The 12,875-nt window shown below is 33.1% G+C and carries 14 protein-coding genes; 13 read left to right on the top strand and 1 reads right to left on the bottom strand.

The genetic code is table 11. The features are described 5' to 3' along the window. Window positions 1–34: 34 nt before the first annotated feature. The 13 genes from A3EE_RS0113425 (at window position 35) to A3EE_RS0113360 (ending at window position 12,471) form a co-directional block, all read left to right on the top strand. Window positions 35–262: a heavy-metal-associated domain-containing protein gene (locus tag A3EE_RS0113425; protein WP_018343962.1), complete on the top strand. Its 228-nt coding sequence runs from the start codon at window positions 35–37 to the stop codon at window positions 260–262. After that, the gene (locus A3EE_RS21870) at window positions 259–432 is read left to right on the top strand and encodes a hypothetical protein (protein WP_018343961.1); all 174 of its coding nucleotides are present in this window, start codon (window positions 259–261) and stop codon (window positions 430–432) included. The genes A3EE_RS0113425 and A3EE_RS21870 overlap by 4 nt, the downstream gene beginning before the upstream one ends. Window positions 433–472: 40 nt before the next feature. Next, entirely contained in the window at window positions 473–679 is a 207-nt protein-coding gene (locus tag A3EE_RS0113415) for an SHOCT domain-containing protein (RefSeq protein WP_018343960.1), read from the top strand. 115 nt (window positions 680–794) lie between these two features. After that, the gene (locus A3EE_RS0113410) at window positions 795–1,826 is read left to right on the top strand and encodes a type II glyceraldehyde-3-phosphate dehydrogenase (RefSeq protein ID WP_018343959.1); all 1,032 of its coding nucleotides are present in this window, start codon (window positions 795–797) and stop codon (window positions 1,824–1,826) included. Window positions 1,827–2,210: 384 nt separating this feature from the next. Next, on the top strand, window positions 2,211–2,942 hold the full coding sequence (locus A3EE_RS21715) for a PPK2 family polyphosphate kinase (protein ID WP_018343958.1): 732 nt from the start codon (window positions 2,211–2,213) through the stop codon (window positions 2,940–2,942). Window positions 2,943–2,945: 3 nt separating this feature from the next. Continuing rightward, window positions 2,946–5,012 (top strand): copper-translocating P-type ATPase, encoded by a 2,067-nt coding sequence (locus A3EE_RS0113400; protein ID WP_018343957.1) that lies wholly within the window; start codon window positions 2,946–2,948, stop codon window positions 5,010–5,012. 261 nt (window positions 5,013–5,273) lie between these two features. Continuing rightward, window positions 5,274–5,426, top strand: a complete 153-nt coding sequence (locus tag A3EE_RS21865; protein WP_157447024.1) for a hypothetical protein — start codon at window positions 5,274–5,276, stop codon at window positions 5,424–5,426. 611 nt (window positions 5,427–6,037) lie between these two features. Next, complete coding sequence (locus A3EE_RS0113385) at window positions 6,038–6,838, top strand: type IV toxin-antitoxin system AbiEi family antitoxin domain-containing protein (RefSeq protein ID WP_018343955.1); 801 nt, start codon at window positions 6,038–6,040, stop codon at window positions 6,836–6,838. Next, window positions 6,838–7,695: a nucleotidyl transferase AbiEii/AbiGii toxin family protein gene (locus A3EE_RS0113380; RefSeq protein WP_018343954.1), complete on the top strand. Its 858-nt coding sequence runs from the start codon at window positions 6,838–6,840 to the stop codon at window positions 7,693–7,695. The genes A3EE_RS0113385 and A3EE_RS0113380 overlap by 1 nt, the downstream gene beginning before the upstream one ends. A 12-nt stretch (window positions 7,696–7,707) precedes the next feature. Then, window positions 7,708–9,582 (top strand): KAP family P-loop NTPase fold protein, encoded by a 1,875-nt coding sequence (locus A3EE_RS0113375; protein WP_018343953.1) that lies wholly within the window; start codon window positions 7,708–7,710, stop codon window positions 9,580–9,582. Further along, on the top strand, window positions 9,582–10,406 hold the full coding sequence (locus A3EE_RS0113370; protein ID WP_018343952.1) for a hypothetical protein: 825 nt from the start codon (window positions 9,582–9,584) through the stop codon (window positions 10,404–10,406). The genes A3EE_RS0113375 and A3EE_RS0113370 overlap by 1 nt, the downstream gene beginning before the upstream one ends. Continuing rightward, on the top strand, window positions 10,406–11,743 hold the full coding sequence (gene qatC, locus A3EE_RS20680) for a Qat anti-phage system QueC-like protein QatC (protein WP_018343951.1): 1,338 nt from the start codon (window positions 10,406–10,408) through the stop codon (window positions 11,741–11,743). The genes A3EE_RS0113370 and qatC overlap by 1 nt, the downstream gene beginning before the upstream one ends. Then, complete coding sequence (locus A3EE_RS0113360; RefSeq protein ID WP_033418044.1) at window positions 11,740–12,471, top strand: TatD family hydrolase; 732 nt, start codon at window positions 11,740–11,742, stop codon at window positions 12,469–12,471. The genes qatC and A3EE_RS0113360 overlap by 4 nt, the downstream gene beginning before the upstream one ends. A gap of 159 nt (window positions 12,472–12,630) precedes the next feature. Here the strand turns inward: A3EE_RS0113360 and A3EE_RS21985 are convergent, their stop codons facing one another. Further along, a complete protein-coding gene (locus A3EE_RS21985) occupies window positions 12,631–12,768 on the bottom strand; it encodes a hypothetical protein (RefSeq protein ID WP_018343949.1) in 138 nt (45 codons plus the stop codon). Between the last annotated feature and the right edge of the window lie 107 nt (window positions 12,769–12,875).

The raw sequence follows: 12,875 nt of genomic DNA, 5'->3' as shown, positions 1-12,875 counted from the left end.
CAGAAATAATAAAAAAACCTAAAAAACAAATATTATGAAAAAGGAATATACAATACAGGGAATGAGTTGTGGTGGTTGTGTGAGCAATGTAAAAAAAGCATTGTTGCAAGTACCAGATGTTACAGAAGCTGAAGTTCATCTGAATCCGCAAGGAGCAATTATCACTATGGATAAAGATATTGATGTTGACGAATTACAAAGCCAACTAAAAAAAGCAGGACATTATACAATTAAAAAAAATGTTTCAAACATATCCATATGAAAAAAGTTGAAAGGAAAGCCCTGAGGGAAAAACTGCTTGTAGCAATTAAAAAAGTAATTACGGTTAACAAAGCAGAACTCTCCACAAAAAATGAAAAGGATGTTAAAACATTCATTAAAAAAATTGTAAAAACAACGGATAAAAAAAGCAAATCCGTAGCTACAATATAAATTTTTAAACAAATAAATTAACTATTTAATAACTAAAATTATGATGTACGATGGTTATCACGTTTGGGGAATGCACCTTGTTTGGTGGTTCGTTTGGATAATGTTTATGATTTGGATTTTCGCAATGCCTTATGATGTTCCAGGCCAGCGAAAGAGAAAAGATTCCCCACTTGATATTTTGCAAAAACGATTTGCTTCTGGGCAAATTACGAATGAAGAATACCAGGAGAAGAAAAATCTTTTGTAAGTGATTTACAATAATTCTTAAGAACGAATATGTCAAAATAAAGAATGTGTGAATGATTTTAATTTTACAAAATTGAAAGAGATGTGCATTACGACATAAATGAGGATAATACATTATGAAAAAAATAAGAGTAGCAATAAATGGATATGGAGTTATAGGCAAACGGGTAGCTGATGCTGTATCCTTACAGGACGACATGGAGTTAGCTGGAATTTGTGATGTAGTTTCAGATTGGCGTATTAAAGTGACTGAGCAAAAAAAAATTCCTGTTTATGCTTTTAATGATGACTTCAAAAAACAAATGGTTGAAGCTGGTATAAAAGTGCTTGGAAATCTTAATGACCTTATTGCTAATTGCGATATAATTGTGGATTGTACGCCTAAAAGTATTGCAGCAAAAAACATAGAAAAATATCGGCAGGCAAAGTTGAAGTTTATTGTTGAGGGTGGTGAAAAGCATGAAGTAACAGGACATTCGTTTAATGCAGAAAATAATTACGAAACAGCTTTGGGACTTGATTGCACCCGTGTTGTTTCCTGTAATACCACTTCTATTGTCCGCACGCTTACTGCTCTAAAAACCGCTGGCTTACTTAAAAGAGCAAGGGGTACATTATTACGCAGGGCAACCGATGCCTGGGAAAGTCATTTGGGTGGTATCATGAATACATTGCTTCCTGAAAAAGAAATCCCAAGCCATCAGGGACCTGATGCCAATAGTGTTGATCCTTCCCTAGACGTTATTACTGCTGCTGTTAAAGTTCCGGAAACATTAAGCCATCTACATTACTGGAATATTCAGTTAACTAGAAATGCATCAAAAGAAGAGGTTTTTGATGCATTTAGTCGTTCTTCTCGCATTGCTATGATTGAATATGGTGATGGTCTGCCCGCTAATAATACCATTAAAGAGTTGATGCTTACAATTGGTCGCCCTTATGGTGATATGTATGAAGTGGTTATATGGAAAGATATGCTTACTGTAGTAAATGACGAATTATTTTATGCATATGTAGTGGACAACCAAGCAATAGTAATACCAGAGACTATTGATGCCATCCGAGCATTAACAGGCTTGGAAGAAAAAGCTGCGAACTCTATAGCGAAAACGAATGAAAGTTTAGGTATTAGACAAACGTTTTATTGAAATTGAATTCAGTTGAAAATTTGATAGATTCCCAATCGGTTCCAATGATTTGACGCAATAAACTCTTGGTGCCGACAGAGACTTAGAATTACTAACTGATATTTTCTCACCCTTTGATATGGTACCGTATCTTAAACTAAAAATCGGTTTACGATTGTTAATTTCGCCATTAAATAGGTAGTATTTGCTGTATAGATTTGAGGCGGATTTAAAGTAGGTAAAAAAAATATATAAAAATAAAATCAGTCTGTTAATCGTTTTTACAAGATTGAAAAGGTTTTTTGAAAGAGCAATTCTGGAAATCATACGTGAGTTATTTTACAATAGAATTGAAAAAAATATGAATAAAAAACCAGTATTTAACCTATTCAAATCGAAATAAAAATGACAGCACTCAGAAATATTCCTACTTTACCGACCGATAAATATTCTAAGAAAGAATGTAAAAAGAAACTTAAAGCTTTTCATGAAAAGCTTTTTGAACTTCAAAATATTTTTTACGCAGATGCGCGTTTTTCACTCCTTATAATTATTCAAGGTGTTGATACAGCAGGGAAAGACGGAACCATTCGCCATGTAATGACAAGCATGAATCCGATGGGCATACAGGTAAAATCTTTTAAGCAGCCAACGGAAGAAGAGTTGCAACATGATTTTTTTTGGAGGATTTATTCACACTTTCCTGCCAAAGGAATGATAGAGGTTTTTAACCGTTCATATTATGAAGATATTCTAGTTCCATCTATTATGGAAAAACTTACAAAAGAAAATCTTCATCATCGCTGTGAATTGTTTAATACCATTGAGCAGCATCTTGCTTTAAATAATATTCATGTACTGAAATTATTTCTACACATTTCAAAGGAAGAGCAAGAGAAACGGATTCAGGAACGGCTTACCCAGCCACATAAACGATGGAAATATGCAAAAGAAGATAAGAAGGCAGCAGATAAATGGAATGAATACATCCAGGTGTATGATATGCTAATAAAAAAATGTAATAACCATCCTTGGCACATAATTCCGGCAGATAAGCGTTGGTATCGCAACTTCGCTGTAGCAAAAATCATTACCGAACACCTCGAATCACTTAAACTCAAATATCCAAAATTATAAATCATGGAAGAACAAAAAATGAAGAACCCAGAAATGGATCATTCAAAAATGAACCATAGCAATATGAAACAAGGTAGCAATCCGACAATGGGACATGAAGGACACGACCACCATGCAATGATTGCCGATTACAAAAGACGGTTTCTGGTAGTGCTCATACTTACCATTCCAATCATGCTCTTATCAACCATGATACAAAAATTTATGGGAGTTGATTGGCAGTTTACAGGTTCACCATATATTTTATTTGGACTATCAACAGGTGTGTTTTTTTATGGTGGTTGGCCATTCTTAAAAGGATTTGTGAATGAAGTAAAAACAAAAAGTCCGGGCATGATGGTTTTGATTGCTTTTGCCATTACGGTTGCTTATATCTATAGCACTGCAATTGTATTTGGATTGAAAGGTGAGGATTTCTTTTGGGAACTGGCAACCCTTATCTTGATTATGCTTTTAGGACATTGGATTGAAATGAAATCCATTGCCGGGGCATCAAGAGAATTAGAGCTATTGGTTCAACTCATGCCAGCCGATGCGCATATGGTAATGTCCGATAAGGTTCATGATGTAAAAACGGATACCTTGAAAGAGAATGATATAATCCTTGTTAAACCAGGCGAAAAAGTTGCAGCGGATGGAATCATACTGGAAGGGGAAAGTTATTTAAATGAATCTATGCTCACGGGAGAATCAACTCCTGTAAAAAAAATAAAAGGAGATAAAGTAATTGCAGGATCAATTAATGGAAATGGTTCTATTAAGGTTACCGTTTCTCATGCTGCAAAAGATTCTTTTCTTTCTCAGGTAGTTAAATTGGTAGAGGACGCACAAAAATCAAAATCCAAAACCCAATTGATGGCAGATACGGCTGCGAGATGGTTAACCCTCATTGCAATTGTTTCTGGTATTTCTACATTTCTATTTTGGTACTTAACAGGTGAATCATTAGCATTTGCAATGGAACGTATGGTTACGGTAATCGTAATTTGCTGTCCACATGCATTAGGATTAGCTGTACCCCTCGTCGTAGCTAAGTCTACTGCTTTATCGGCAAAAAATGGTTTATTGATAAAGAATAGAACGGCATTTGAGAATTCAAGAAAAATTACCACAATAGTGTTTGATAAAACAGGTACGCTAACTGTTGGAAAATTTGAAGTGTCAAAAATTATTTCATTGAAAAGCGAACGGAATGAAAATGAAATCATACGTTTGGCATCAGCATTAGAACAACAATCCGAACATCCTATTGCAACTGGGATTCTACAAAAGGCAAAGGAGCTGTCAATTGTTATTCCATCAATAGAAAATTTTAATGCCATCACTGGTAAAGGAGTTGAAGCAACTGTAGAAAGTAAAAAGATACTGGTTGTTAGTCCGGGTTATTTAAAAGAAAACAATATTGAACTTCCTAAAGATTTTACAGCTAATGATACAGAAACGATAGTATTCGTATTGATGGACAACGAACTGATAGGATATGTTGCTTTGTCTGATAAAATTCGTCCTGAATCAGCAGAAGCTATAAAAACCTTGAAAGAAAACCATATCAAATCAATATTGCTTACTGGTGATAATAATAAAGTTGCTAAGAGTGTAAGTGAGACATTAGGGATGGACAGCTTTATTGCAGAGGTATTGCCAAATCAAAAATTAGAGAAAATCAAGGAATTACAAGCTAAGGGCGAGTTTGTAGCAATGACCGGTGACGGAGTTAATGATGCTCCTGCATTGGCACAAGCTGATGTTGGTATTGCAGTAGGAAGCGGAAGTGATATTGCAGCTGAAACCGCAGGGATAATTTTAGTAAATAGTAACCCGAAAGATATTGTGAGTTTAATTCTTTTCGGTAAAGCAACTTACCGAAAAATGATTCAGAATTTAATGTGGGCTACGGGTTATAATATAGTAGCATTGCCTTTGGCGGCAGGTGTTCTTTATAAGTTGAACATCATGCTCACCCCGGCAATGGGAGCAGGATTAATGATTTTGAGTACTGTTGTAGTTGCTATAAACGCAAGTTTATTAAAAGTTAAAAATGGAACAGGTGACAAGGTCAAAAATGATTAAGAGCCTTTAGTTATTGGTGAAGCAGAACCTGAAACAAAAGAAGCACCCAAAACCGAAGCAAAGGAGGATATAAAATCTAAAACAAAAGATGATTCTAAACCTGAAACTAAGGTTGAAGCTCAGCCTGAAGTTGGTCACGAAGATAAAGTAGAATCCGTAAAAGAAGTACCTGATGAAGAAAAACCTGCAATCAAAGATGAACCAAAAGCTGAGAAAAAAAAGGAGCCTAAGATTGAGTCAGGAGCTGAAATGCCTCCTTCTTTGACCAAAGAAATTGTTGACAAAGTTCATAATTTTTATGAGCAGCTAGGAAGAGATGAAGTTAGGTTGGTTCAGGAATGGGATGAAAAAGAACATAAAATTCCGAAAGTTGAAACTAATGTTGAGCCTAAACCAGAAGATAACGATGAATAGAAAGGTGGTTCTGCACTGGATGATAAAAAGTTATTTAAAATTGTTAAAGACATTGTGAAATGATATTCAGCTTCCAATAGTCGATATAGTTGCTTGATAAGATTATAGTTTTGTAACACTTTTTAAAATGGGATTCGTAGTAATTGATTAAATTTCAATAAATTATTAAATAATTGGTTCGAAATTCGGCTCCTCCAGTCTACGAATTAAAAGGTCTTGTGTGCAAACACAAGACCTTTTAATTTATACATTTGAAAAACTACCCAATACAAACCACGAGCTCAACTTCTTCGCCCGTAAAATAGGTGGTCAGTTTTATCGGTATTTCCAGCTTGAATTACATTTAGGGGAAAATTTTCTACCATTCATCTGCATGGTATCTTCGGCTTTTTGGACAAAAAATCAAAGATCTCAATACTTGAAAAAGAGGGTAAATAAAGACGAATGTTTCAATTTTGTTGTTAAATCTATATAGTACCATTATTTTCTTGAATTTGGCTATTAATATTTTTATAATCAATTACTTGTCATTTTAACTAAATAATTATTAAATTTACCTATTGACAAACGATAAACCCCAATTTTTAGGGTTTATCATATAATAAAAGGTAATGGCTAGAAGTACATATATATCTGAAAATCTAACACAACAGCAAATAGACTTCATTCTGATGCTGGATGAGGAAGAATTGGACATTTTTAGCTTACTCGACATAGAAGAATTGGTTGGAAAAAGATTCTCTGATGTGAATGAAATAGTAGAGAATCTCGTCCATAAAAAAATATTATCGAGAATAGAACGAGGTAAATATTGTAGAGCCAATTTCAGAGACGAACTAGCAATAGGAACTTTTGTAGTTCAATTAGGAGCAGTAGCTTATTGGACAGCATTGAATAGATATGGCTTAACCGAACAGTTTTCAAACACGGTATTTATTCAAACTACTCATTTAAAAAAAGATAAAAGCATTTTTGGTACATCATACAAATTTATAAAGATTGCGAACAATAAGAGAGTAGGTATTAGTAAAGAAGGCCATGGAAGTCATGAGTATTTTATTACAGACATCGATAAAACCATCGTAGATTGTTTTGATCTTCCTCAATATTCCGGAGGTTATGCAGAATTGTTAAGAGCATTCAATCAAGCCAAACTTTCTTCCGATAGTATGATTACTTACAGCAAAGCTATTAATAACATTGCTGCTACTAAACGGATGGGTTATTTGGCAGAACTGTTAGATAAACCAGGCTTAAAAGCATTCATTCGCTACGCCAAAGAACAAGTAAACACAAAGTACAACCTGTTCGATCCGCAAGGCAATGAAAAAGGCGATTTTGTGGCCGAGTGGAAATTACGATTGAACATTACCAAAGAAGAAATACTAGACATTACGAATAAACAATACTAATGATACTTAAACGAGAAATAGAAAAGCTGGCAGAAGAAAAGAGAGTAGCTAAAAGTACCATAGACAAAGACTGGGTATTGGGTCACTTCCTTGACGCTATATTCTCTATTCCGGAATGCAGAGAAAGCTTGATATTTAAAGGCGGAACTTGTCTGAAGAAATGTTATTTCCCGGATTATCGTTTTTCCGAAGATCTTGATTTTACTTCTGTTAATCCTGATTTTGTATTGGATAAAAAATTACTTGCACGAATAATGAAATTGGTAACGGAGCGAACAGGCGTTCCATTACATGTTCAGGAACTGAAACCTCTTAAACACAAAGATACATTAACGGGTTATGCTGCACTCATTAAATTCTGGGGTGCAGACCACATTAAAAATCAGGCGCCGCCAGCACCAGACCGATGGACAACCAGTATTAAGATTGAAATAATTTTATACGAAACCATGCTTTTCCCTGTGGTGCAAAAGCAGGTATCTCATGCGTACTCAGATACGTTATTGGATGCTACTCAAACAATACCTTGCTATGCAATCTCAGAAGTACTATCAGAAAAGCTACGCGCGCTTATACAGCGTTCTTACACCGCTCCACGGGACTTCTATGATATCTGGTATTTGGCCAACAATGTACAAGATTTGGATTGGACAAAAATTGCAGAAGCCTTTCACAAAAAGATGGCATTTAAAGGCCTTGAGTTTACCGGCATTGATCAAATGATTAATGCAGACAATGATAAAAGTTTACAGGCAGCCTGGAACAACAGCTTAGCGCATCAGATAGCTAAGGATCAATTGCCGGAATATGAAAAGGTAAAAGAGTACTTAGTGGAATTATTAGAAAAAATATTTTAAGATAAAATAAATATGTGGGCAGATAACGAAACATCAGAAGATTTACTAGGTTTCAAAGTACATGCAGATCTATTAATAGATGTCATAAATGATGACAAAGTTCTTCCTATCACAATTGGAGTTTTTGGAGATTGGGGAAGTGGAAAGTCTAGTATTTTAAAAATTATAACTGAACAATTGTCCGGAAAGGATGATGAGTTAAAGGATAATACCTTAGTCTTGTATTTTAACGGCTGGGTCTTTGAAGGGTATGATGATGCTAAAGCTGCATTATTAGAATCAATAATTGAAAAATTTGAACAGCATAAAACAATTGGCAATAAAGTAAAAGATAAAACTAGTAAACTGCTGAAATCTGTCAATTGGATGAGGGTTTTAGGTTTAGGTTTTAAAAATATTGCACTTCCAATTGGTACTGCATATTTTACAGGAGGAGTGTCTCTTGCTCCATTTCTTTTACAACAATTGTCAAGTTTATCCCCTAAAGATTTATCAGACAAGCTTGGAAGTCAGGGGGAAGAATTTCTAAAAGATATTATAAAAAAGCAACCGCAAGAAGATACTAGCACAACAGTAAGAGAATTTAGAGAAAATTTTGAAGCGTTGATTAAAGCTTCAGAAATTAAAAAGCTTGTTGTAATTATAGATGATCTTGATCGATGTACACCAGAACGCATTATAGAAAATCTTGAAGCCATTAAATTATTTTTGAATGTGCCTAAAACAGCCTTTATAATTGGTGCAGATCCTAGAATAGTTCGTCATGCAATAGAATATAGATATAAAACAGATGCAATTGAAAATTCTGAAGATCCCAATAGTAGAAATAAAAGAATAGTAAGCGATTATTTAGAAAAGTTAATACAATTGCCTTATAATCTTCCAAAACTTTCTGATAGTGAAGTCGAAACATATATGACTCTTCTTTTCTGTAAAAAAGAGTTAGAAGAAGATTTTAAAAATGTATATGAGGCATTTTGTATACATAGAGAAAAGGACAGACATAGTGTATTCGGCTTTGGAAATTTACAAGACATTATAAAACAAGAGCAAAAATCCAAATTAGGAGATAGTGTTTCACTGATAGCCTCCTTGTCTTCCATAATTACGGAAGGGTTAAATGGAAATCCTCGACAAATCAAGAGATTTCTAAATACATTTACACTGCGTAGAAAACTAGTAACAGTTGCTAAATTTTCAGATTTTAAAATAGATATTTTGGCAAAATTAATGGTTCTGGAATATTCTAATCCCGACTTGTTTAAAAAACTTTATGAGTGGCAGGCTACTCAACAAGGAGAGCCTAAAGAAATTATCGAACTTGAAGAGCTTGCTTCAAAAGACGATAAGGAAGAGATTAAAGAAAAAAAATATTCTGAATGGTCAAATGATAAGATCTTAAAATGGCTTAAAGTAGAGCCAAAGCTTTCTAAAGTTGATTTGAGAAATTACTATTGGATTTCAAGAGACCAATTGACTAGTACTATTAGCGGATCTTCTTTAATACCAGAATACATACGATCTCTCTATAAAAAATTAATAGGACATGGGTCGGGTAAAATTTTAACTACGACAGTAACAAAAGAAGTTAATACTATAAATAATCAAACTGATTTAGATAGCCTTTTTTCTCTTTTGGAAAAAGAACTTTTGAAAAATGCTAATAATGAATCAATCCATAAAGTGTTTATTGAATTAATGCAACAAAATATTATTAATGCTGTAAAAACATATACAAGGATAATTAAGCAAATTGATAACAAAGCAATTCCATATAATTTGCATAATGAATTAAAAACTGCACTCAAGAAAAATCCTCAAGTTCAGACAGCGATTGATGCGTTTACATCTGATTCAAAAATAGGTAAAGCTTTAAAACAAAACTAATGGGAACTACTCAAAGAATCAGTTCAGGCGTTAAGAACGAACCTAATTGGGGGAGTTTAACATCTTCTACTACAAGTGCTGCAAAAACAATAGAAAATATTCAAGAAAAGGAAAATGAGAAAGAAAGTGGTACACCAGAACAAATTGAGAAACAAGCTAAACAATATGCTAATCTGATAAAACGTAGAGATAATCATATAAAAGCGATATTTGATAGACTTGTTAGAATAGGTGGCGGTAGCAAAAATATAAGTTCGGGAAAATCAAGTGCAATAGGACGAGCAGGGTTAAGATCCTCAAAAAAAATGGCCACTTTTTTTTCAAGTGCTGGTGTTAATGGATTTGAATCTGCTTTAAAAGAAATTGGTTTCGATAGCTTAACTGGTAAAACAGTTCAAAATGTAATAGATTATTTAATTACCTATTGTACGAAAGATGCTGCTGTAGGAATGGATGAGACAGCTGCAAATAAAGCTATTTGCGAAGTATTAAGATCTATAGAAGTAAATGCTAATGATGATCTTACTAATCTAAATAGTCTTTTTAGTGGTTTTGCAGATGATAAAATGCTTTCAGATATTTTATGTAATTTTTTTGGTGTCTACATATTTGAATATCTTTCAGAAAGATTGGAAGAAAGAATTTCACAAATTCGAGGTGAAGCTATTTCAAAGGAAACATTTGATCTAATAAAAAAGGATATTATGGGTAGAGTAGCTCGATTAAATGAAAACAGAATAATATCTAATGTGGATTGGGCTGGAGAAGAAGGTAAAAATGAGATTGAAAAGATTTTTGATTCTATAATTAAAATTGAGGAATAATGAAAATAAACGTAAGTGTCCCTACGATAAATAGTAAGAATATAATAGAGTCAGACATTATTTGTTCGCAATTAAATGGTACTTCTAAAATTGAGATAGCATTTGAAGATTTATTGCCATATGTGAATCCGACTAATAAAAAAGCATTAGATTTTTTTTTGATAGCAAGTTTTATATATGGTATAGATCGTTTTATTGAAAGACATGCAAACTCTATAGATGGTTGGTCAAGAGAATTACATATTAGTTTACCTGTATATGAAATGCAAGCTTGGGCTACATCTACTTTGCATTTAGAACAGCTACTTTCTTTTTTAACTGGTGATCATTGGAAAATAGAATTTAAGGTTAATACATTAAACCTTCCCATTGTAACAATGCAGAATATCCCTAATGAATCTGCACAAATAAATTTATTTTCAGGTGGATTAGATTCATTAATAGGGGCGATAGATTTTTTGAAAGAGCATGATCAGGAAAAATTGATGCTCGTATCTCACTTTGATCCTCATATTAGTGCTCGGCAAGAACAAATAATACTTAGAGAAAAATTAAATGAAAAGTATCCTGAAAGATTTAGTTTTATCCCTTCAGTTAGTGTTAGTTTAAGTACTTCAAATATTGAGAAGGAAAAGACATTTAGAAGTCGCTCTCTTTTATTTATAGGAATTGCTCTATTAGCCGGTACATATAGCAATGCATCCATTATGGTTCCAGAAAATGGCACAGTCTCTCTCAACTTTCCTTTGAGTGCATCTAGACGAGGTTCATGTAGTACTAGAACGACTCATCCAACTTACTTAAAAGGTATAAATCAATTGTTAGATAAAATTGGCATTAATAATAAAGTTGAAAATCCTTATGATTTATGTACTAAAGGTGAAATGGTAAATAATTGTAAAGATCTAGATTTTTTAAAATTAGTTGTAATATACTCTAATTCATGTGGGAAAAGAGGGCATCGAGTCAATTGGAGTATTAAAGATAGAGATCATTGTGGCGTATGTATGCCCTGTATTTATAGGCAAGCGGCATTGCAAGACATTTTAGATACAACGAAATATGGAAACTCTATTAACAAAAATAATACTGGTAGAAAAGTGCAAACGCCTTTCTTACTTTCAAAACAAGGGCAAGACTTTAATGCTTGCCTTTCTTTTATTAGAAAAGATTTTTCGGATAACGAAATTAGAGATGAATTATTAACAAATGGTATTAATGACATAATAAAAATTGATGATTATGTAAATCTTATGAAGAGAACAAGAAGTGAGTTGAAGAAATGGATTAATAGTATAGGGAGTTCAACAATAAAAAATAAAGCAGGCATTCAATGATTGATACACACTGTCATATTGATATGTATAATAATCCTTTGCAATTGGCAAATGAATGTGAGCAGCTAGGTATTATTACAATTGGAATGACGAATCTTCCAAGTCACTTTGAGTTAGGAATTAAGCATTTAATTACATTTAAAAGAGTTAGGTTAGCTCTGGGGATGCATCCTTTACAAGCTGAATCACATAAAAAAGAATTTCCTAGTTTCATAAGAAACATATCTAAAACATCTTATATCGGTGAAATAGGATTGGACTTTTCAAAAGAAGGAATAGCTACAAAAAATATTCAATTAGATACTTTTAACAAAATTCTATATGAATTAAAAGGTAAGAGGAAAATATTGAGTATTCATTCTAGGAAAGCAGAAAAAGAAGTGTTAAGGTTACTTATTGAAAATAATATTAAGTCAGCAATATTTCATTGGTATTCTGGTCCACTTACTTTGATCGATGAAATTGTAAAAGCTGGTTTTTATTTTTCTATAAATACCGCAATGATAAAGTCAAAATCGGGACAAGAAATTATCAAACGAATTCCATTGAATCATTTGTTAACAGAAAGTGATGGTCCATTCATTGAGCATAATGGTATGCCAATAAGACCGAAAAATATTTCGATTATTTTTGAGTATTTAAGTAATAATAGATCTGTTCAAATTCAGGATATAGAAAAAAAAATTCATGAAAATTTTAGTCAATTAATTTCATCTCTTTCTGGTTAAATAATAGTCTATCAAAAAAATAAACTAAAAAGAACAGGTTCCAAAGGAGCCTGTTCTTTAAAATGTAATCATTAAACGCCAATCTAATGCTTACAAATGCAATTTAATTAAAACGCCTATTGAAAATCAATAGGCGTTAAGTAATTTTAAAATGCTTTACTATTTTTTAGGCTTGTGTATGGGTAAAGTAGGGTGCTTTGGTTTATTTGGTGGATCGACATGTCTTCTTCTGTCGTCTGTTCCATCTTCTTTCTTTGGCTTTGGTCCGGGTTTGATGTTATGTGCTAAGATTTCCATAATAAAAACTTGGCTAAGGGTTAAATAATAAACCTAAGATACTGAAAATATTATTGTTAGAAGCAATCCTCTTCAAAAACCTATGCACAGGCAAGGCATTAAGTCAA

Source organism: Cytophaga aurantiaca DSM 3654, from assembly GCF_000379725.1.
In the GTDB taxonomy this organism is placed as follows: domain Bacteria; phylum Bacteroidota; class Bacteroidia; order Cytophagales; family Cytophagaceae; genus Cytophaga; species Cytophaga aurantiaca.
Note: the sequence above shows the minus strand (reverse complement) of the source record. Positions and strands in the feature narration are given on the sequence as shown.